Source organism: Brucella oryzae (genome assembly GCF_041929965.1).
GTDB lineage: Bacteria > Pseudomonadota > Alphaproteobacteria > Rhizobiales > Rhizobiaceae > Brucella > Brucella oryzae.
Genome location: NZ_JBHEEO010000024.1, coordinates 21,667 through 41,793, shown reverse-complemented (window position 1 = coordinate 41,793; position 20,127 = coordinate 21,667). Strand labels below are relative to the sequence as shown.

The window sequence follows — 20,127 nt, the reverse complement described above, 5'->3', positions numbered from 1 at the left end:
AAGTCAGGCTCCGACGCCGTGATTCAGGCGGACATGCTTGAAATTGAAATATTCCAGCAAGCCTTCCCGGCCATGCTCATAGCCGATGCCGCTTTGCTTACGACCGCCATAAGGCGCGTTCATGATGCCAGCGTCGACATTATTGACGGCGACATTACCGTAATCGAGATCGCTTGACAGCTGATAGATTTCCCGCAAGTCGCGCGCATAGACATAAGAGGCAAGCCCATAAGGCGTATCGTTAGCGAGGGCTACCGCCTCTTCCAGCCCGTCAAAAGGGGCCACCCCGACAAGCGGCCCGAAGGTTTCTTCAATCATGACCTTCATTTCATGAGTACAGTCAGCGACAATGGTAGGATGAAAGAAGAAGCCCTTGGCAAATTTATCACCGTCCGGCGCCTTGCCGCCGGCAAGAAGCCTTGCACCTTTCTGCAATGCATCGGCTAGATGCTCGCGCGTTTTTTCAAGGGGCGCGCGCGATGCCATGGACCCGATATCGGCAGCTGGTTCGAGAAGACCGTCGCCGATGGTCAATGCATTGGCGGCAACGACGAATTTTTCGAGAAAAGTCTCGTAGATCGGGCGCGCCACATAGATACGATTAATCGCAATGCAGATCTGCCCCATATTCCGGAAGGAACGGCGCACCGCCCCCTTCACCGCCGCATCAATGTCCGCACTAGCGGTTATGATTAGCGGACAATTGCCACCAAGCTCCAATGAAAGGCGTTTTACGGTTGGACAGGACTGCTGGATATGAAGGCCAACCGCGCTTGAGCCGGTAAAAGCGATCTTGTCAACGTCTGGATGCTCGACGAGCGCCTGACCTACGAGCGAGCCCTTGCCGGTCACGACATTGACGACGCCTGCTGGAATCCTAGCCTCAGCCACTTTTTCAGCAATGGCCAGGGCGGTAAAGGGTGTGATTTCTGCCGGCTTGATGATGATCGTGCAACCAGCAGCAAGGCTTGCGCAAAGTTTCCAGCCAACAAGTTCGGCAGGATAATTCCAGGGTGTGATTGCACCGACCACGCCGATCGGTTCGCGGATGACCTGGCTTTGATAACCGTTCTGATCGTTGGGTACGATTTCGCCCAGGACACGCACAGCCTCCTCGCCATAAAAGTGGCAAGCCTCGGCCAGTTTAAGGATTTCGCCTTTGGCTTCATTCAGCGGCTTGCCCTGTTCGAGCGTCATGATCTGGGCCATGCGCGGGGCATCGGCGAATATCAGGTCGCCGAGCCTGTGGAGAGCTTGTGACCGTTCTCTGGCCGGAACCTTGGACCATGAACGAAATGCAACCCGCGCGCTTGCGACTGCCTGCTGGATTTCTTCGGGCGTCGTTGCCGCAATCTGCCCGATGATTTCGCCACGCGCCGGATTCTCGACGTCGATACGCGCGCCGCGTCCCTCAATGAATTTTCCATCGATGAACAACTTGCCATCGATTCGCGTCAGGATCGCATCGGTCATGATTTTCTCCGCCCAGTTCCATGTCGTCAACGTTCACAAGGTCCGTTGATATAGCATAACTACATATCGTGTTGCATCAAGTTTGCCAATCCAGAAAACGATGCCGGTGGCAAGAAATCTTTTTTAGTGACGAAAATAAATGAATACAGTGACTTCACGGCGAGATTCGCCTCGGTCAGCAATCGAAACCAGCAATGATGTTCGCAACAAAGGCTGATTATACCTTGACGAAATGGTCATAAGATTAATAGTTTTACTATACAAAGGAGGAGAAGCATGCTTCCCGAATCTCATGAAAAGGCCCGCCTGGTCGGGCGTGTATGGCGCGCCGATCTATCTGCGCCCAGTGTTGTCATCATTCGCAATGGTGAGGTGATTGATGTCACAAACTCGGTGATCTCAGTTAGCGACTTCCTCGACAATGATCCCGCAGCTCGCTTTGATGGTCTACAGGGCGAAAAGCTCGGCAAGCCCGACGATTTCGTTCTTTCTCCACACGAAACAGGTTATGGATCGCCTCGCCATTCATGGCTTGCACCTTGTGATTTCCAAGCGCTCAAGGCTTGTGGCGTCACTTTTGCGCAAAGCATGATTGAGCGCGTCATCGATGAGCGGACGTCAGGCGACCCGGCAAAAGCCGACGCAATCCGCAAGCGCATTGGTGAACTGATCGGCGGAAGCCTGTCCAACATACGCGCAGGCTCTGAACAGGCTGCTGAGGTAAAGACTGCTCTGGAGAAAGAAGGGCTTTGGTCGCAATATCTTGAAGTAGGTATCGGGCCTGACGCTGAGGTCTTCACCAAATCGCAGCCCATGTCTGCCGTTGGCCATGGCGCGCAAGTTGGCGTCAACCGGATTTCTGAGTGGAATAACCCCGAGCCCGAAATTGTGCTAGCGGTAGATAAAAACGGCAATATCCGTGGCGCTACACTTGGGAATGACGTCAATCTGCGCGACGTTGAGGGTCGATCAGCTCTCCTGCTCGGCAAGGCCAAGGACAATAATGCTTCCTGTGCCATTGGACCATTCATCCGTCTGTTTGACGCTGGATTTACGCTCGGAGACATTGAAAACGCAACACTTGAAATGTCCGTCAAAGGAGAAGACGGCTTTGAAATGTCAGGGCGCTCCAATATGGCCGAAATCAGCCGAAGACCTGTCGATCTGGTCGCACAGACTATCAATGCCAGCCATCAATATCCTGACGGATTCCTGCTATTTTTGGGTACCATGTTCGCTCCTACGCAGGATCGTGCGGAAAAAGGCAGCGGCTTCACCCACAAGGAAGGTGACGTCGTCGAGATTTCGACGCCAACGCTTGGAACCTTGCGCAATGTCGTCACGACGTCGGACAAGGCGCGTCCATGGGCTTACGGTATGCGCTCGCTGATGCGGGACATGGCCAAACGCGGTTTGATTTAGGAACGGCAGAACAAAATGTCCTATCGTGCAAGAATGGATTTGAGCGGTCGGCTGGCACTGGTAACAGGAGCCGGTCAGGGAATAGGTGCAGCATGTGCGCAAGCCTTGGCGCAAACCGGGGCGACGGTGGTCTGCACGGATATTGATCTGTCACGCGCCGAGACCACCGCGAGAGAAATCGGTGGATCTGCAAGCGCCCGGCAACTCGATGTTACTGACAGCATTCAGTTGAACGCGCTGGCGAATGACTTACCGCCACTTGACGTGCTCGTCTGCAATGCAGGTATCGTCAACAATGTTGCCGCTGAAGACATGACGGATGATCAATGGGATCGTGTCATTGAGGTCAATCTCAGTGGCGTATTCCGCACCTGTCGGGCCTTTGGTCGTCGAATGCTGGAAAATGGCAAGGGTTCGATCATCAATATCGGTTCGATGTCGGCACATATCGTCAATGTACCGCAGCCACAGTGCCACTACAACGCCTCGAAAGCCGGGGTACACCACCTCACACGCTCGCTCGCAGTCGAATGGGCCAAACGAGGTGTCAGGGTGAATGCGGTTGCGCCAACCTATATCGAAACGCCATTGCTGCATGGACTTGAAAAGCAGCCGGGGCTTGTTGAGCGCTGGCTCGACCTGACCCCCGCCGGTCGCATGGGCAAGCCGGAGGAGATCGCCTCCATCGTCCAGTTCCTTGCCTCAGACGCTTCAAGCCTGATGACTGGCTCGATTGTCACTGCAGACGCTGGCTATACGAGTATCTAGGTTCACCATGGCTCTCGCACTTGTTCTGGAAAAGGCGCGTGAACTGGCTTTGCGCGATATCGATATCGATTTGACACTTGGCGATTGCGACGTGCGCATCGCGATGGACGTCGTTGGAATATGCGGCAGCGATGTTCACTATTATCGTCATGGCAGGATCGGTCCCTTCATCGTGAAGAAACCGATGATCCTCGGCCATGAGGGAGCTGGCACTGTCATTGCTTGCGGCGCAGGGGTTCACAATCTCATGGTGGGCGACCGGGTCTGTGTTGAGCCGGGCGTCCCTGATTTTACGAGCCGCCCGAGCCGTATCGGACTTTATAATCTTGATCCGTTTCTCACTTTCTGGGCCACTCCGCCGGTTCACGGATGTCTGACACCAGACGTCGTGCACCCTGCAAACCTGACTTATAAACTGCCCGAGAATGTCTCTTTTGCCGAAGGTGCAATGGTCGAACCTTTGGCGGTGGGCCTGCAGGCGGTTCATAAAACCGGCGTGGCAGCTGGCGATGTCGCTCTTGTCCTCGGAGCAGGCCCGATCGGCATTCTTGTGGCGCTCAGCGCGTTGTCCGCCGGGTGTTCGCGCGTCCTGATCTTCGATCCGGCGTCACAAAAGCTCGACATTGCCGCGTGCTATACAGGCATCCAGCCACTTCACGCAGGCGACGGTCCCCTGAGGGATCAGGTTCGATGTCTGACCGATGACTGGGGCGTCGATATTATCTATGAATGTTCAGGCGCTGCCAAAGCATTTGATGGCATTGCCGATTGCATTCGTCCAGGGGGTACATTGGCTTGTGTGGGCATGCCTGAAAAAGCGGTACCTATCGATATCGTCGCATTGCAGGTCAAGGAAATCCGCCTCGTCACGGTCTTTCGCTACGCAAATGTCTATGAACGTGCAATTGCATTGTTGGGAGAAGGCAAGATTGATGTGAAGCCATTGATCTCTGCGACATATGACTTCAAGGATAGCGTTGAGGCATTCAAGCGGGCGGATGCGGCTCATTCAACGGATGTAAAAATACAGATCGCAATGCGGTGATTACTGCGGAAAGGAATCGAAATGAGCTTTGAACTCCACGGACGCCATCTGATCGCCGGTGAATGGGTGGCAGGGGAGGCGACATTTGCATCGGCACCTGCGAGCGGTCCGTCACATGAATTTGCAGTTGGCACACCCGGGCTGGTGGCGCGGGCCTGCGAGGCAGCGGAAGATGCATTTTGGACTTATGGTTGCAAGAGTCGTGAAGAACGCGCACTTTTTCTGGAAGCCATTGCCGACGAGATCGAAGCACGTGCGGAGGCCATCACCGAAGTCGGCACGCAGGAAACCGGTTTGCCAGTTGCCCGTCTGCAAGGCGAACGTGGACGCACGACCGGCCAGCTTCGCCTTTTTGCCAGCCATATCCGCAAGGGTGACTATCTGGATCGTCGCGTCGATGAAGCCCAGCCCGACCGCAAGCCCGCTGCACGACCGGAAATCCGCCTGATACAGCGCCCGATCGGCCCGGTCGCCGTTTTCGGCGCTTCCAACTTTCCGCTCGCTTTCTCGACTGCTGGCGGTGACACCGCAGCCGCCCTTGCTGCAGGTTGCCCGGTGGTTGTGAAAGGCCATTCCGCCCATCCTGGCACCGGCGAGATTGTCGCTGATGCTATTCAAGCCGCTATTGCCAAGACCGGCATGCCCAAGGGCGTATTCAGTCTCATTCAGGGGGGCGACCGCAAGGTCGGCGAAGCGCTCGTCACGCACCCTCTAATCAAGGCTGTAGGCTTTACCGGATCGCTGGGCGGTGGCCGTGCTTTGTTCAATCTGTGTGCACAGCGTCCGGAACCGATTCCTTTCTTCGGCGAGCTTGGCTCGGTCAATCCGATGTTCCTACTGCCGGAAGCCATGAAAGCCCGCGCGCCGTCGCTCGGCGAAGGCTGGGCTGCGTCTTTGACCATGGGCGCAGGTCAGTTCTGCACCAATCCGGGCATTGCCGTGGTTATCGACAGTTCGGACGCCAACAGTTTTGTGCAATCCACGCGCAGGGCTCTCGAAAAGGTTGCGCCGCAGGTCATGCTGACCGATGGCATTGCCAAGGCCTATCAGGACGGCAAGGCGCATTTCGACAGCCGCAACTCCGTCAAGCCGGTGCTGACCACCGAAAGCAAGGGCCGCGAAGCCTCGCCCAATCTCTATGAGACGACGGGCGAAGCCTTCCTTGGCGACCATACCATCGGTGAGGAAGTGTTCGGCCCGCTCGGCGTTGTCGTTCGCGTCAAGTCGGTTGATGACATGGTGCATCTGGCCAAGGGCTTTGAAGGCCAACTGACCGCAACCTTGCATATGGACAAGGACGACACCGCCGACGCCCGCAAGCTTCTGCCGGTTCTGGAGCGCAAGGCCGGACGCGTTTTGGCCAACGGTTTCCCGACCGGCGTGGAAGTCGTCGATTCGATGGTTCATGGCGGCCCTTACCCCGCCAGCACGAATTTCGGTGCAACCAGCGTCGGAACCATGTCCATCCGTCGCTTCCTGCGCCCTGTCAGCTATCAGAATATCCCAGCCGATGTGCTACCGATCGATTTCGAGTGAAATATTAAAGCATTCCCGAACCGTTGGGCACCGATCCTTCGCGGCGCGGTGCTTAGCGAGTCGATATAAGTTTCTAACAAACCCGATCTTCAGGCACGCTACTTTCATCACCATTGCCATTTTGCTAAGTGCATATTGCAGTGCGGCCATATCTATATCTAGTCGCACCAATGGCGATGTAAATCGAATTGTAATCGATAGAACTCAGGGAGAAACCATATTCACTGATCCGTTTCCTGACGGTAAGCCGCACAAATCGACACCCGATCCGCGGTAATAATCACCTCACGATAGCAGTCATTCGCGCAGCGGAGGCTGCAGATAATAACTCAAATATATCCGTATTGGCGCATTCTATCGTGTGTTTGATGCCTTGATACAATTTCGTTATTCCGGCGCATTCCTCCCATCCGGATGAAAATTAATGAAGAAACCCCAGACGGCCCACGCACCGATCGCAGCAAAAATTGCAGCCCATCCCGGGCTGCTGCTAACAAACTCAAATGCTGCCCAGCCAAAGCAAATAGCAACCAACATTACCCGCAACCAGAGCGGCTTGAGACGTGCATCGTTCAGATCGAACATCACTTGATACCCATCAGTCCATCCGCTTAAATCGCAACTGGCGTGATCCAGCGACAATCCTTGTCTTCACTGCTATCAACCACGGCCTCTACGAAGGCAACACCCTTCAGCCCATCATAAGCAAGCGGTAGGTTTTTACCAAGCAGGGAGGGCTCTCGACCTTCCATCCTCGCACGGATCGCTTCTGCGAAACCAGTATAGAGATTGGCGAAAGCTTCCAGATAACCTTCCGGATGGCCCGGCGGGGTGCGGATGCGCAGCTTGGCGTCTTCCGACAGATCGTCAGCGCCTCGCTTGATGACCTGCACGCGCCCGTCAAGAGGCGCATAGATCAATTCGTTGGGCTGCTCCTGAAACCATGTGAAGGAGCCTTTCGATCCAAACACGCGCAGGCGCACGCCGTTGGAATTGCCGAGCGCCACCTGCGACGACCACAAAAGGCCCCGCGCGCCGCCTTCATAGCGCATCATCACATGGGCGTTGTCGTCCAGCGCTCGGCCCTCAACGAAGGTGGCGAGATCCGCTGTCAGCGCTTGGAGCTTCAATCCGGTCACGAAGCCCGCAAGGTGATAGGCGTGGGTGCCGATATCGCCTATGGAGCCGCCACGGCCATTCTTTTTCGGGTCGGTGCGCCATGCGGCCTGCGCGTTACCCTGCTTTTCGATCGCCGTCGCCATCCATTCCAGAGGATATTCCACTTGTACCGTGCGGATGTCGCCGATCTCGCCGCGCGCCACACGCACGCGCGCCTCGTGCACCATGGGATAACCGGAATAGGTGTAGGTCACGCCGACGAAACGCCCACTTTCGCGCGCGAGCTTTTCCAGCGCCACGGCGTCCTCCAGTGTCGCCGTCAGCGGCTTTTCGCAGATGACGTCGAAGCCGGCCTCGATCAGCGCCCTGGCGATGGGATAATGCGTAAAATTCGGCGTGCAAATAGCGACCGCGTCGACCCGGTCGTCCCGCGCCGTCTCGCCAGCAATCAATTCCTGATAGGTCCCGTAGCTGCGCGCTGGGTCCAATCCTTCGGCAATGGCGAATTCCCGTCCCCGGACGGGATCGACGTCGAAAGCACCGGCAGCCAGTCGCCACTGGCCGTCGAGCCGCGCCGCCAGCCGGTGGATATTGCCGATATAGGCCCCCTGCCCGCCGCCGATCATACCAAGACGCAATACGCGTTGAGCGCTCATTTTTCCTCCAGTCCGAGCATGGCCCGGTTCGCGCTACGATTGGCGCCTGACTTGACAAAATCATCGAAGGCGCGGCCGGAAACGCGGATGATGTGATCGGCGATGAATTTTGCGCCTTCAGCGGCGCCATCCTCGGGGTTCTTGACGAAGCATTCCCATTCCAGCACAGCCCAGCCGTCGAAGCCGTATGTCGTCAGCTTCGTGAAGATCGCGCCGAAATCGACCTGACCGTCACCTGGACTGCGGAACCGGCCCGCCCGCTTCGACCAGGGCTGATAACCGCCGTAAGCGCCCGATTTTCCGTCTGGGCGGAACTCCGCGTCCTTGACATGGAAGGTCTTGATCCGATCGTGGTAATGATCGATGAACGCCAGATAATCCAGCGCCTGCAACACGAAATGCGACGGGTCGTACATCAGATTGGCGCGGGGATGCTCTTTCACCTTGTCGAGAAACATTTCCCAGCTATGGCCGTCATGCAGGTCTTCGCTCGGATGGATCTCGTAGCAGACGTCGACACCATACGCGTCGAAGTCGTTCAGGATCGGTGTCCAGCGCTTCGCCAGTTCGTCGAAACCTTCCTCGACCAGCCCTTCCGGCCATTGTGGATAGGGATAGAGATAGGGCCAGAGCAGCGCGCCGGAAAAGGTGACGTGCCGGTCGACGCCCAGCCGCTTCGAGGCGCGGGCGGCAAAGCGCAGTTGTTCTTCTGCCCACGCGCGGCGCACTGCCGGATCGCCTCGTACATGCTCCGGCGCGAAACTGTCCATGATCGTGTCGTGCGCCGGATGCACGGCGACGAGCTGCCCGGTGATATGCGAGGCCAGTTCGGTGATCTGCAAGTCGTAATCGGCGAGCAAGCCCTTGATCTCGTCGCAATAAGCGTCGCTTTCCGCCGCCTTTTTCATATCGATCAGACGCGTGTCCCATGTGGGAATCTGCACGCCTTTAAAACCCTTGTCCGCGGCCCATTTCGCCAAGCCAGGAAGCGTATTGTAGGGAGCGTCGTCCGCCGCGAACTGCGCCAGATAGACGCCGGGGCCCTTGATAGTGCGCATCATCATGCCTCCAGCTTGCCGGCTGGAACCGGCGCTTCGTCGTAACCGCCATGGACCGATTGGTCGAAGGGAATCACTGCACCGGTCATCATGCCACTATCGTCCGACGCCATCCACAGCACGGCGCGGGCGACTTCGGCAGGATCGAGAATGCGACCGAACGGCTTTTGCGCGGCCGCACGGTCGATGAAATCCGGGTCGCCGGTTTCCGACAGCACCAACGCACGCTCGTGGTCCGAGTTCATCCAGCCGATATCCAACTGATTGACGTGGATGCGGTGGCGCATCAGGGCAAAGCCTGCATGGCGCGTCAGCGTGGCCAGCGCCCCCTTGGAGCCTGCGTAGGGAGCAAGAAATGGCTGTCCAACCAATCCAGACATCGAACCGATATTCACAATGCGGCCCTCGATCCCTTCGCGGATCATGACCTTGGCCGCATCCTGCATCAAAAAGAACGGCGCGCGCGTATTAACCGCAAACATGTGATCGAAAAGCTCCGGGCTCGTATTGAGCAAATTGCCGCGGTCGGTCAGGCCGGCGGCGTTGACGAGAATGTCCACTCGGCCAAAGTATCGGTCGGCGGCGGGAACGATCCCGCGCACGTCGTCAATATTCGCCAGATCGGCGGCAATCATCTCGACCGGAACACCGGTGGCGTCGGTGATACCTTTTGCGACCACCTGTCCTTTTTCGACGCCGCGCCCGACAATGACAATGCCCACCGCGCCGGCCTGCGCGAAAAGCCGGACAATAGCCGCGCCAAGTCCCTGCGTGCCACCGGTGACGATGGCGACCTTTCCTTCGATCCTGTTCATTTTACAACCTCATATCCCGCCGCCGCCATAACGCGCAGCAACTCCACGTGACCCTTACGCGCCATCTCCAATGGCGGATTGGCGACCGGATTCTGTTCCGCTTCGACGACGAACCAGCCCTCATAGCCCTTGCCGGCCAACGCCTTGACGATGGCTTCGAAATCGAGTGAGCCATCGCCGGGTACCGTGAAGGCGCCCTTGATAACGGCGTCGAGAAAGCTTTCCCGGGTTCGGTCAAGCCCGTTCACGACTGCGCTGCGTATGTCCTTGGTGTGGACATGGCTGATGCGCTCGTGATGATTGTCGATCACGCGCATGACGTCACCGCCAGCGAAAGCCATATGCCCGGCGTCGAACAACAGCGGCACGGACGAATGTTTCATGAACAAATCAAGTTCGGTTTCCGTCTCAACAGCTGCCGCCATATGGTGGTGATAGGAAATCGGCATGCCCTGCCTAGCGCACCAGTCGGCAAAATCCGACATCTTGCGCCCATAAGCCGCCATTTCGGCCTCGTCCAGCTTCGGTTTGGCTGCAAGCGGCGCAGAGCGCACGCCCTGAATTGACCGCGCCGTCTCACCATAGACGATACAGGGTGCGCGCGCAGCGATGAAGAACGCCATCTGCTGGGATATCCGGTCTTTTTCCGCCTCAATATCGCCGTCGAGCAATAGGCCCGAAAACCAGCCACCGCAGACGGAAATTCCGTATTTATCCAGAACCGGCCCGAGTTCCTCCATATCCATCGGGAAGCGGCGTCCCGTCTCCATGCCGGTGAAACCGGCGACTGAGGCCTGACGCAGACATTCTTCCAAACTCACATCATCCGAGAGTTCCGGCAGATCGTCGTTCCACCAGGCTATCGGGGCGATCCCCAGTTTGGCTTTCATATCAAACACCTCTGCGCTGCGCTTCACGGATTTTTTCCTGTGCCTTGCGGGCGGCGCGAACCTTTTCGAATGTTGAGACAGCGGGCACCCCTACATCCCAGTCGGCGTCTCCCGGTACCCATTTCCATGCGTCGGACACGATGGAAATGACGGTCACACCGTCATTGCCCTGCGCCCATTTCATCGCCTCCTCCAGATCGGCGAGGCTTTCGGCCTTGCGAGCCTGAGCTCCCATGGCCTCGGCGTGTTTGACGAAATCGACATGAAGCGGATTCTGGCGATTTTGCACGCGACAATCGGTCAGGAGATTGTTGAACCCTGGCACTCCCTTGGCCTGCTGCAATCGATTGATCACCGCATAACCACCATTGTCGCACACCACCACGATCATCTTGTGGCCGGTGAGCGCTGCCGAATAGATATCGGAGTTCATCATCATATAGGTGCCGTCGCCCAGCATGACGATCGGCGTGCCGCCAGCTGCACCCGGGCCCTCTTGCGCCATAGCACAGCCCCAGCCCGCCGAAATCTCGTAGCCCATGCAGGAAAAGCCGAATTCGCAATCGAATGTATTTGGATTCTTGACTCGCCAGCCCTTGACCACCTCGCCGGGTGTGCCGCCCGCTGCCGCGATCAGCGTATCGTCTGGCTTTGCCACCGCGTTGAGCACGCCTATCACCTGCGCATAGGACGGCACCGGCGCGTTGGTGCGCATCTGGTGCTCGTCGAGCAACGTGTTCCAATCGGCGAACAGCGTCTTGGCCTGCTTCATCAGGTCGGCGTCAGCCTTGTAATCGCCAAGAGCCGCGTCCAGTTCCCGTACCGTCTCCAGCGCGTCGCCAACTACGGAAAATGCCCGGTGCTTTACAGCATCGAAGCGCGCCGCGTTGACCGAAATAAATTGCGCGTCCTCGGCGAAGGCGGTCCATGAGCCGGTGGTGAAATCCTGCAAACGCGTGCCGATAGCCAGAATCACGTCCGCCTCCTTGGCGAGCGCGTTGGCCGAGGTCGAGCCGACGATGCCGAGCGGTCCAGCATGGACCGGATGCTCATGCGTCACCGCACCCTTGCCGGCGATGGTTTCGACGACCGGGATTCCCCGCTTCAGCGCGAAATCGGCCATTTCATTCTCGGCCAGCGAATAGCGCACGCCGCCGCCGGAAATTATCAGCGGGCGTTTGGCCGATTTGAGCAGTTCCACGGCGGCTGCGATCGCGTCGCGATCCGGACGCGGGCGCGGGATCTTCCAGACTTTCGGTTCGAAGAAAACTTCGGGATAGTCGAAGGCGATTTCCTGCGTGTCCTGCGCCAGACCGAGAAAGGCCGGCCCGCAATCGGCGGGATCAAGCATGGTTGCAACCGCCTGCGGCAGCGACTGGATGATCTGCTCCGGTAATGTGATGCGGTCCCAATAGCGCACGACGGGCTTGAAGGCATCATTAACGGTGATCGTCGGGTCGCCGAAGTGCTCAACCTGTTGCAAAACCGGGTCCGGCAGGCGGTTGGCGAAAGTATCGCCGGCCAGAAGCAACACCGGCAGACGGTTGGCCATGGCCACGCCTGCCGCCGTCACCATATTGGCTGCGCCCGGACCGATGGAGGTCGCGGCAACCATGATCTGCCGGCGGCGCTTCGCCTTGGCGAAGCCGATGGCGGCCAGGGCCATGGATTGCTCGTTCTGACCGCGCCATGTCGGCAGTTGGTCCTGAACCGACTCCAGCGCTTCCGAAAGGCACGTCACATTGCCATGGCCGAAAATGCCGAACACGCCGGCGAACAGTGGCACGTGCACACCGTCAATCTCGGTGAACTGGTTGCAAAGATAACGGACAAGAGCCTGAGTCATGGTCAGACGCACAGTGTTTCGAGTCATCTCGCCTCCTCCTGCGGATGGGTATATCTGAAGATTACGGAATACATATTGACAATACAACAATCTTGCAATGATTATTGCACAAAATTCCCGGAGGAGATTTCATGCTCAATATCGCAGTGCTCGGCGTCGGCCGCATCGGACGGATGCACGCCGAAAATATCGCAGCGCATCCGCGCGCCGGATTGGCAGGCGTTTTCGACCTGCATGTCCCTGCTGCGCAGGAAATTGCGCAGAAATTCGGCGTTCCACTGTTCGATTCGGCTGAGGCGGTCTTTGCCTCCGACACCGTTGACGCAGTGCTGATCGCCACGTCCACAGCCACCCACGCGGACCTCATCGAGCAGGCCGTCGCTGCTGGCAAGCCGATCCTGTGCGAAAAGCCGATCGACCTGTCGCTCGCCCGCGTCAACGCCTGTGCGAAAGTGATCTCGGGTAGCAGGCTACCGATCATGCTTGGTTTCGTACGCCGGTTCGACAACGGCCACCGCGCTGTGCGCGAAGCCATCGAAAGTGGCCAGATCGGCGACGTACATCAGGTCTTCATCACCTCGCGTGATCCCGGCATGGCCCCTGCCGCCTATATTGACGTGTCGGGCGGTATCTTCCGCGACATGACAATCCACGATTTCGATATGGCGCGCTTCATTCTGGGCGAGGAGATCGAGAAAGTCTTCGCTACCGGCTCAAGGCTGGTCGATCCGGTTTTAATGGAAAATTGCAATGACTACGATACGGTCACGGTGGTGCTGAAAACTGCGTCCGGACGACAATGCGTCATCAACAATTCGCGCCGGTCCGTTTACGGATACGACCAGCGCGTCGAGGCGTTCGGCAGCGGCGGCATGGCGATTTCGGAAAACCGCACCCTCACCAAACTCAGCTTATACGGCGCGGACTTCAGCGACCGAAAACCGGCGCTTATGAATTTCTTCATCGACCGCTATGCCGATGCTTTCGCCGCCGAGATCAGCGCCTTCGTCGACGCCGTCGAACAGGGCCGGCAACCGGAAGTCAGCTTTGAGGACGGCAGGCAGGCGCTCATTCTGGCCGAAGCAGCGATCCGCTCTCTGACCGAAGAACGCACCATTCCCACCCGCGATATTGGATAGATCATGTATACGAATTTTGGACTCTTCATCGGTGGCCATTGGTCGAAAGGTTCGGCCGTAGGAGAGGTCGTTTCGCCCGTCACCGAAAAGCCGCTCGGCTCCGTGCCGCTGGCGACGGTCGAAGATACCCGCAGGGCACTTGACGCCGCCACTGCGGGTTTGCAGCCGCTGCGTGCCATGGGCGGCTTTGCGCGCGCTGACGCGCTGCACAAGGCCGCCGACGAAATGATCCGCCGCACGGACGAAGCCGTGCGGATGATTACCGCTGAAACCGGTAAACCAGCGGCGCAGGCGGGACGCGAATGGGGCCTCGCCTGCGACCAGTTCCGCTGGTATGCGGAGGAGGCACGGCGCATCTATGGCCGCATCATCGACAGCCGCGTACCGGGCGGGCGCTTCGAGGTTACGCATGAGCCGCTCGGCGTCGTCGGCGCCTTCACCGCCTGGAACTTTCCGGCGGCGCTGCCGGCGCGCAAGCTCGCGCCGGCGCTCGCCGCCGGGTGTTCCATCGTGCTGCGCCCCTCTTCACAGACGCCGGGTGTCGCCATGGTCATGGTGGATTGCCTGCGCGCGGCGGGCCTGCCAGAAGGCGCTTTCAATCTGGTGGTTGGCGACACAGGTTCGACTTACGCGCAGATCATGGCCGACAACCGCGTGCGCAAAGTTTCGCTGACCGGTTCAACTCGAATCGGCCAGCAGATGATCCGTGACGCAGCGGATACGGTCAAAAAAGTCTCAATGGAACTTGGCGGCAACGCTCCGCTAATCGTCTATGACGATGCCGATCTGGAAACGACGCTCGATCTCGTCGTGCCAACCAAATTCGCCAATTGCGGACAGGTCTGCGTCACGCCGGATCGTTTCTTCATTCACGAAAGCCTGCATGACGCCTTCGTCGAAGGCTTCGTCGCGCGAACAAAGAAAATCCGGCTCGGCGACGGTCTCGATCCTGAAACAGGTATGGGTCCATTGATCAACGCCAACCGGCTTGCAGAGATCGAAGCCATCGTCGCAAACGCGGTTTCCGCTGGCGCAACGGTTGCATATGGTGGCAAACGCCCGGCCCAGTTTAACGCCGGTTATTTTTTCGAGCCGACGGTTCTCATCGATGTGACAGACGACATGAAGGTCTTCGCGGAGGAAAATTTCGGCCCCATCGCCGCGATCACCCGCTTCAAGAGCGAAGACGAGGCCCTGGCGCGTGCCAACTCTTCAGATATGGGCCTGTCGGCCTACGCCTTTACCCGCTCGCCCGATCGCGCCCGGCGCACGGTTGCCGCGCTCAAAGCCGGCATGGTCGGGATAAACAGCTTCGCGCTTGCCGCTTCCGAAGCGCCCTTCGGGGGGACCAATCATTCCGGCATGGGGCGCGAGGGGGGATCGGAGGGAATACAGGACTATTTCGATACCAAACTGGCGCAGATCGTGTTCTGAGGAGGGCCGATGTTCACCAATAAGCTCAAGAAACTCTGGTCCGAGAGCCGACCAGCCATGAATGGCTGGCTTTCCATCGGCAATTCTTTCACCGCCGAAATCATGGCGGCGCAGGGCTATGATACCATCACCATCGACATGCAGCACGGCGCGCTCGACTATAATTCGGCACTACCGATGCTGCAGGCCATGCGCGCCTCGGGCGTCACAGTCATGGCGCGGGTGCCATGGCGCGAGCCGGGCGTCATCATGAAAATGCTCGACGCAGGGGCGCAAGGGATCATCTGCCCGATGATTAATTCGGCCGCGGAGGCCGCGGAGTTCGTCAGCTATATGCGCTATCCGCCGAAGGGCCAGCGCAGTTTCGGCCCGACCCGCGCCGCCTTCGCCTATGGAAGCTATGGCGTGGCTGCCAATGAGGAGGTCGTGGCACTAGCCATGATCGAAACTCGCGAGGGCGTAGACAATCTGGAGGAGATCGCCGCGACGCCGGGCCTTGATGGCCTCTATATCGGTCCCGCCGATCTCACGCTCGGCACGCAGGAAGGCCGTCTGCCGCCCGGTTTCGATCGGGAGGAGCCGGAATTGATTGAACTAATCCAGCATATTGTCGCCGTCTGTAGAAAGAATGATATCCGCGCATGCCTGCATTGCGGAACGGCCGAATATGCCGCCCGCGCAGTAGAATGGGGTTTCGATCTCACCACCGTCTCAGGCGACACGCGCCTGCTCGCCGCTGCCGCTTCGGCTTCCGTCGCAAAATGGCGGGAACTGACAGGCGCTACTCTCACGAAGGCGACAGAAGGAGCCTATTGATGCCGCATCTTCTGGTGGCGGGAAAACTGCACCCGTCCGGCGAGGCTCTGCTGGAGCAATTGAAAAGCCGGGGTTTCACCGTCGATTACGTCGAGGAAGTGTCGGAAGCCTCCTATGCGCCACTGATCGCCAGGGCGGATGCCATGGTGCTGCGCACGCAGCCGCTTTCCGCTGCGACCATCGCGCGGGCCGAACAGCTCAAGGTCGTATCGCGCCACGGCGTCGGCTATGACGCCGTCGATCTTGGGGCGCTGAATGCACGCGGCATCGCACTCACCATCGTCGGCGACGTCAATTCGGTGTCGGTCGCCGAACACGCGATGATGCAGCTTCTGGCCGGGGCCAAACGGGTGCTTCTCGCTGACCACGCCGTGCGCGAGCCAGGCCAGTGGGGCTGGCGCAACAAGCTGCAACAGCGGGAAATATCCGGCAAGAACCTGCTTATTCTCGGCTATGGCCGCATCGGGCGGCATCTGGCCCGCATGGCTTCGGGCTTCGGAATGCAAGTTCGCGCCTGCGATCCCCTGCTTGAAAAGGCTGGCTGGCCGGAAGGCGCGGTGACGCCGGTTTCACTTGATGAGGGGCTGGGGTGGGCAGACTGCATTTCGGTCCACATCCCCAGAAGCGACACGCCGGTTATCGGCGCACCGGAAATCGCAAAAATGAAATCTGGCGTCATCCTCGCCAATACGGCGCGCGGAGGCGTGGTATGCGAAAAGGCGCTCGCGGACGCGCTCACGTCCGGGCAGGTCGGGGCCGCGGGCGTCGACGTGTTCGACGAGGAGCCACCCGTTGACGGATCGCCACTGTTCTTCCATGAAGCAGTCATTCTCTCTCCCCATATCGCCGGCCTCACCGCCGAGTGCGGCGAGCGAATGGCGATTGCATCCATCGAAAACGCGGTCAATTTTCTGGCGGGAACCATCGAGCCGCATCTGATCGTCAATCAGGAGTTCGCTCATGCGTGATAAACCGAAACTGCGCGTCGGCCTCATCGGCACTGGGTTTATGGGAAAGGCCCATGTATTCGGCTTCGCGTCTGCCCAGAAGGTTTTTGATCTTCCCTATCGGATCGATTTGCATACAGTCGCCGATATCACCCCTGAGGCCGCCGAACGCGCGGCGGCAGATTTCGGCTTCGATCACTCGACCGCCGACTGGCGCGACCTCGTCGCTAACCCCGAAATCGACCTGATCGACATTACCGCGCCCAATGCCCTACACAAGGAAATGGCGCTGGCCGCCATCGCCGCGGGCAAGCACGTCTATTGCGAAAAACCGCTCGCACCACTGGCAGCGGATGCGCGGGAAATGGCCGAAGCCGCGGCAGCCAAAGGAGTTAAAACCCAGGTCGGGTTCAACTATCTCTGCAATCCCATGATGCGTCTAGCGCGTGATATGATTGCCGCCGGCGAACTGGGGGAAATTCGCGGTTATCGCGGCCTGCACGCCGAAGACTATATGGCGGACCCCAGGGGAATTTTTACCTTCAGGCACGATCCCGCCGGCGGTGGCGCCCTTGCAGATATCGGCAGCCATGCGCTGGCGACGGCCGAGTTTCTGCTCGGCCCGATCAATGACGTCATGGGTGACTGCATCACCATGATCGCGGAACGCCCCGACGGGAAAGGCGGGGTGCGTAAGGTCGAGGTGGACGACGTTGGCCGCGCATTTCTGCGCTTCGCCAGCGGCGCGCAGGGCTCGATAGAGGGCAACTGGATCGCTACTGGCCGCAAAATGCAGCACGATTTCGAGGTTTATGGCGAAAAAGGTGCGCTCGCCTTCACGCAGGAACGCTTCAACGAACTGCATTTCTATTCGACGCAAGATGCTGCCGGTCGCCGGGGCTTTCGACGGATCGAAGCGGCGCCGGATCATGCGCCTTACGGGCGTTTCTGCATCGCGTCCGGCCACCAGCTAGGCTTTAATGATCTCAAGGCTATAGAGATCGAAGGTTTTTTGCGCGCCGTTGCGGGGGAAATTCCCGAGCCATTCGGCTTTACCGCTGGCCTGCGCATCCAGACGCTGGTGGAGACAATCAAGCAATCTTCGAAGACGGGACGATGGATGAAATTACCTTGCTGATTGCTTCCCAAGGCGCACCGATCGCCTTCCTGGCGCCCGGATAGAGCCGGGCGCCTTTTTGTTCCTTACGGTTATGCCACACTTGGCGTGCTGCAATATTTATTGCACAATGATGCAACGGAGAAATGTATGGGTTCAGCGAACATTCCGAGCAATTATGAAGAACTGATCAAGCTTATTCACGAGCAACATGATCAGATGAGCAAGACCTATCAGCGCATCTCCGTTTTCCTGACGCAAAATCCGAACGACGTCGCTGTCCAATCGGTCAACGCCATCGCGGAACGATGCGGGATTCATGCGTCTAGCTTTGTGCGTTTTGCGCAGTCACTCGGTTACAAGGGATTCAAGGAACTGCAGGTTCTATTCCAGCAGAGGTTAGCCACTGCAGCACCGGGATTCGAAGCCCGCGTCAGGGCCCTGGAAACAGAATTGCGGGAGAGCAGTGACCATTCGGAGGTAAGCCTGCTCCGTGAACTGGTTGTGCGCGATATCGCCTCCCTGCAGGAATTGCTGGAGGATATTTCACAGGAAGATCTGACCTTTGCCGCCGATGCTCTGTTCAAGGCGGATACGATCTATCTACTCGGACAACTACGCTCCGAGCCTGTCGTTGAGCTTCTGCGCTATGTCCTGACGATGCTTGGCAAGCGCTGCGTTCTGCTCAGTTCCTCCGGTGGGCTCGCCACGCATATGGCGCGTACGATGCGCAACAACGATGTGCTGGTGGCCGTGTCTTTCCGCTCTTACGCCAATGAAGTCGTGAACATCGTCGAGGAAGCGGGTGCCAAGGGAATAGAGATCGTTGCGATCTCGGACAGCACGCTTTCGCCGCTGGCAAAATCCGCCCGGGTGCTCTTTGCTGTTCCCGAACATGACTACACATTCTCTCGCTCGCTCGCGGCACCCATGTGTCTGGCGCAAGCTCTGGTCGTTGCCGTTGCGGCGCGGGTACAACACGATCATTCGGCCCCGCGAATTCCTACCGTAACAGGTGTTGATACGAGAAACTGAATTTGGAAACGAAAACGTCCGGTGCTCGTGGCGCCGGACGTAAAGCTGTTCGGCCAATCGTCAGTACGGCGAATCGGGGAAGTAGAATTCCGCAGCGTTCTCCTTGGTGATTAGCGGGCTACCAAGCACATAGCGGCCGGTAATCGGCGCCTGCGTGGCGTACTTCATGGTCGTCAATTCGATTGCCGGAATGATCAGCGTCGGCGGATAGAAAATGTCTGCGTCCACATGGTCGGAACCATCCATCACCATCTTCACGACCTTGTTCATGCCAGAGCCGCCAAGCACTGCGACATTCTTCCTGCCAGATTGCTTGATTGCCTCCATTGCACCCAGGGCCGCATCGTCATCTCCCGCCCAGACACCGTCGATCTGGGGGAAGCGTTGCAGCATGTCCTGCATCACTTCGAAACTCTTGTCCGGGTTCCAGTTCCCATACTGCATATCAAGAATCTGAATTTTCGTTCCCTTCAGGACGTCGTTGAACGCTTCGATGCGAATATTGTCGATGGCCGTCGGAATACCGCGCAAAACCACGATTTTTGCGCCGTCAGGGAATTTCCCCTTGAAGTATTCGGCGGCTACCTTGCCATATTCGGGATTGTCGCCACCCACGTAGAGGTTCTCTATACCCGGTTCTGAAAGCCCGCGGTCGACGACGGTAACGAAAACGCCTTTCTGCTTAACGGTCTTGACAGGTTCGGTGAGAGGATCCGACTCCATGGGCAAAATGACGAGCGCCTTGATCCCGCGCGCCATCATGTCCTCAATATCATTGACCTGCTGCGTGGCGCTCGATGCTGTCGTCAGCACGAAGTCTACATTCGGAAACGCCTTCTTCATCGCATCAATCGTGCGTTTTGTGTGGTAGTTCAATCCTCCGGTCCAGCCATGCGTGGCGGCCGGGATCGATACGCCGATCAGCGTGTCCGCAGCATGTACGGGCATGGCCCAACCTGCTATCGCGATACCGGCTGCGGCCAGATATGTCCTTATTCTTCCTCGCATGTT

The 20,127-nt window shown here is 58.2% G+C and carries 18 protein-coding genes; 10 read left to right on the top strand and 8 right to left on the bottom strand.

The features are described 5' to 3' along the window. Positions 1-3: 3 nt before the first annotated feature. Positions 4-1,473 (bottom strand): aldehyde dehydrogenase family protein, encoded by a 1,470-nt coding sequence (locus JNC70_RS19355; protein ID WP_104757008.1) that lies wholly within the window; start codon positions 1,471-1,473, stop codon positions 4-6. 276 nt (positions 1,474-1,749) lie between these two features. Between JNC70_RS19355 and JNC70_RS19350 the strand changes: the two genes are divergently transcribed. From JNC70_RS19350 to JNC70_RS19335, 4 genes are read left to right on the top strand one after another with little or no spacing between them, the layout of a single operon-like run. Next, a complete protein-coding gene (locus JNC70_RS19350; RefSeq protein WP_104757009.1) occupies positions 1,750-2,895 on the top strand; it encodes a fumarylacetoacetate hydrolase family protein in 1,146 nt (381 codons plus the stop codon). A gap of 15 nt (positions 2,896-2,910) precedes the next feature. Continuing rightward, on the top strand, positions 2,911-3,663 hold the full coding sequence (locus JNC70_RS19345; protein ID WP_104757010.1) for an SDR family NAD(P)-dependent oxidoreductase: 753 nt from the start codon (positions 2,911-2,913) through the stop codon (positions 3,661-3,663). A gap of 7 nt (positions 3,664-3,670) precedes the next feature. Next, the gene (locus JNC70_RS19340) at positions 3,671-4,708 is read left to right on the top strand and encodes an NAD(P)-dependent alcohol dehydrogenase (RefSeq protein WP_104757011.1); all 1,038 of its coding nucleotides are present in this window, start codon (positions 3,671-3,673) and stop codon (positions 4,706-4,708) included. A gap of 21 nt (positions 4,709-4,729) precedes the next feature. Then, the gene (locus JNC70_RS19335; RefSeq protein ID WP_104757012.1) at positions 4,730-6,244 is read left to right on the top strand and encodes an aldehyde dehydrogenase (NADP(+)); all 1,515 of its coding nucleotides are present in this window, start codon (positions 4,730-4,732) and stop codon (positions 6,242-6,244) included. Between the two features lie 387 nt (positions 6,245-6,631). On the opposite strand, the gene JNC70_RS19330 is transcribed toward JNC70_RS19335, so the two are convergent. The 6 genes from JNC70_RS19330 to iolD are packed head-to-tail and all read right to left on the bottom strand — an operon-like array spanning position 6,632 to position 12,655. Beyond that, entirely contained in the window at positions 6,632-6,829 is a 198-nt protein-coding gene (locus JNC70_RS19330) for a hypothetical protein (RefSeq protein ID WP_104757013.1), read from the bottom strand. A 26-nt stretch (positions 6,830-6,855) separates the two neighbouring features. After that, complete coding sequence (locus JNC70_RS19325) at positions 6,856-8,019, bottom strand: Gfo/Idh/MocA family protein (RefSeq protein ID WP_245414803.1); 1,164 nt, start codon at positions 8,017-8,019, stop codon at positions 6,856-6,858. Further along, positions 8,016-9,077, bottom strand: coding sequence for a sugar phosphate isomerase/epimerase family protein (locus tag JNC70_RS19320; RefSeq protein ID WP_104757036.1), 1,062 nt, complete (start codon positions 9,075-9,077; stop codon positions 8,016-8,018). The genes JNC70_RS19325 and JNC70_RS19320 overlap by 4 nt, the downstream gene beginning before the upstream one ends. Positions 9,078-9,079: 2 nt before the next feature. After that, positions 9,080-9,892 (bottom strand): SDR family oxidoreductase, encoded by an 813-nt coding sequence (locus JNC70_RS19315; protein ID WP_104757014.1) that lies wholly within the window; start codon positions 9,890-9,892, stop codon positions 9,080-9,082. After that, on the bottom strand, positions 9,889-10,782 hold the full coding sequence (gene iolE / locus JNC70_RS19310) for a myo-inosose-2 dehydratase (protein WP_104757037.1): 894 nt from the start codon (positions 10,780-10,782) through the stop codon (positions 9,889-9,891). Before iolE ends, JNC70_RS19315 begins: the two co-directional genes overlap by 4 nt. Position 10,783: 1 nt before the next feature. Continuing rightward, positions 10,784-12,655 carry a 3D-(3,5/4)-trihydroxycyclohexane-1,2-dione acylhydrolase (decyclizing) gene (iolD, locus tag JNC70_RS19305; RefSeq protein WP_104757015.1) on the bottom strand — a complete coding sequence of 624 codons (1,872 nt, stop codon included), beginning with the start codon at positions 12,653-12,655 and terminating at the stop codon, positions 10,784-10,786. A 104-nt stretch (positions 12,656-12,759) separates the two neighbouring features. Here iolD and iolG point away from each other — a divergent pair, with 104 nt between their 5' ends. The 6 genes from iolG (at position 12,760) to JNC70_RS19275 (ending at position 19,116) form a co-directional block, all read left to right on the top strand. Beyond that, positions 12,760-13,767: an inositol 2-dehydrogenase gene (gene iolG, locus JNC70_RS19300; RefSeq protein ID WP_104757016.1), complete on the top strand. Its 1,008-nt coding sequence runs from the start codon at positions 12,760-12,762 to the stop codon at positions 13,765-13,767. Between the two features lie 3 nt (positions 13,768-13,770). Further along, positions 13,771-15,201: an NAD-dependent succinate-semialdehyde dehydrogenase gene (locus tag JNC70_RS19295; protein WP_104757017.1), complete on the top strand. Its 1,431-nt coding sequence runs from the start codon at positions 13,771-13,773 to the stop codon at positions 15,199-15,201. A gap of 9 nt (positions 15,202-15,210) precedes the next feature. Next, positions 15,211-16,017, top strand: a complete 807-nt coding sequence (locus tag JNC70_RS19290) for an HpcH/HpaI aldolase family protein (protein WP_104757018.1) — start codon at positions 15,211-15,213, stop codon at positions 16,015-16,017. Then, positions 16,017-16,985, top strand: a complete 969-nt coding sequence (locus tag JNC70_RS19285) for a hydroxyacid dehydrogenase (RefSeq protein ID WP_104757019.1) — start codon at positions 16,017-16,019, stop codon at positions 16,983-16,985. Before JNC70_RS19290 ends, JNC70_RS19285 begins: the two co-directional genes overlap by 1 nt. Further along, positions 16,978-18,102 carry a Gfo/Idh/MocA family protein gene (locus tag JNC70_RS19280; protein ID WP_104757020.1) on the top strand — a complete coding sequence of 375 codons (1,125 nt, stop codon included), beginning with the start codon at positions 16,978-16,980 and terminating at the stop codon, positions 18,100-18,102. Before JNC70_RS19285 ends, JNC70_RS19280 begins: the two co-directional genes overlap by 8 nt. 129 nt (positions 18,103-18,231) lie before the next feature. Further along, positions 18,232-19,116: a MurR/RpiR family transcriptional regulator gene (locus tag JNC70_RS19275; protein WP_104757021.1), complete on the top strand. Its 885-nt coding sequence runs from the start codon at positions 18,232-18,234 to the stop codon at positions 19,114-19,116. Positions 19,117-19,176: 60 nt separating this feature from the next. On the opposite strand, the gene JNC70_RS19270 is transcribed toward JNC70_RS19275, so the two are convergent. Next, a complete protein-coding gene (locus tag JNC70_RS19270; protein WP_104757022.1) occupies positions 19,177-20,124 on the bottom strand; it encodes a substrate-binding domain-containing protein in 948 nt (315 codons plus the stop codon). Positions 20,125-20,127 lie beyond the last annotated feature (3 nt).

What these genes read in the sequence shown, in the direction of transcription:
- JNC70_RS19340 (WP_104757011.1), top strand. Translation starts at nt 3,671, where the DNA reads ATGGCTCTCGCACTTGTTCTGGAAAAGGCGCGTGAACTGGCTTTGCGC.
- JNC70_RS19330 (WP_104757013.1), bottom strand. Translation starts at nt 6,829, where the DNA reads ATGTTCGATCTGAACGATGCACGTCTCAAGCCGCTCTGGTTGCGGGTA.
- JNC70_RS19290 (WP_104757018.1), top strand. Translation starts at nt 15,211, where the DNA reads ATGTTCACCAATAAGCTCAAGAAACTCTGGTCCGAGAGCCGACCAGCC.
- JNC70_RS19345 (WP_104757010.1), top strand. Translation starts at nt 2,911, where the DNA reads ATGTCCTATCGTGCAAGAATGGATTTGAGCGGTCGGCTGGCACTGGTA.
- iolG (WP_104757016.1), top strand. Translation starts at nt 12,760, where the DNA reads ATGCTCAATATCGCAGTGCTCGGCGTCGGCCGCATCGGACGGATGCAC.
- JNC70_RS19325 (WP_245414803.1), bottom strand. Translation starts at nt 8,019, where the DNA reads ATGAGCGCTCAACGCGTATTGCGTCTTGGTATGATCGGCGGCGGGCAG.
- JNC70_RS19320 (WP_104757036.1), bottom strand. Translation starts at nt 9,077, where the DNA reads ATGCGCACTATCAAGGGCCCCGGCGTCTATCTGGCGCAGTTCGCGGCG.
- JNC70_RS19285 (WP_104757019.1), top strand. Translation starts at nt 16,017, where the DNA reads ATGCCGCATCTTCTGGTGGCGGGAAAACTGCACCCGTCCGGCGAGGCT.
- iolD (WP_104757015.1), bottom strand. Translation starts at nt 12,655, where the DNA reads ATGACTCGAAACACTGTGCGTCTGACCATGACTCAGGCTCTTGTCCGT.
- iolE (WP_104757037.1), bottom strand. Translation starts at nt 10,782, where the DNA reads ATGAAAGCCAAACTGGGGATCGCCCCGATAGCCTGGTGGAACGACGAT.
- JNC70_RS19350 (WP_104757009.1), top strand. Translation starts at nt 1,750, where the DNA reads ATGCTTCCCGAATCTCATGAAAAGGCCCGCCTGGTCGGGCGTGTATGG.
- JNC70_RS19280 (WP_104757020.1), top strand. Translation starts at nt 16,978, where the DNA reads ATGCGTGATAAACCGAAACTGCGCGTCGGCCTCATCGGCACTGGGTTT.
- JNC70_RS19355 (WP_104757008.1), bottom strand. Translation starts at nt 1,473, where the DNA reads ATGACCGATGCGATCCTGACGCGAATCGATGGCAAGTTGTTCATCGAT.
- JNC70_RS19335 (WP_104757012.1), top strand. Translation starts at nt 4,730, where the DNA reads ATGAGCTTTGAACTCCACGGACGCCATCTGATCGCCGGTGAATGGGTG.
- JNC70_RS19295 (WP_104757017.1), top strand. Translation starts at nt 13,771, where the DNA reads ATGTATACGAATTTTGGACTCTTCATCGGTGGCCATTGGTCGAAAGGT.
- JNC70_RS19275 (WP_104757021.1), top strand. Translation starts at nt 18,232, where the DNA reads ATGGGTTCAGCGAACATTCCGAGCAATTATGAAGAACTGATCAAGCTT.
- JNC70_RS19315 (WP_104757014.1), bottom strand. Translation starts at nt 9,892, where the DNA reads ATGAACAGGATCGAAGGAAAGGTCGCCATCGTCACCGGTGGCACGCAG.
- JNC70_RS19270 (WP_104757022.1), bottom strand. Translation starts at nt 20,124, where the DNA reads ATGCGAGGAAGAATAAGGACATATCTGGCCGCAGCCGGTATCGCGATA.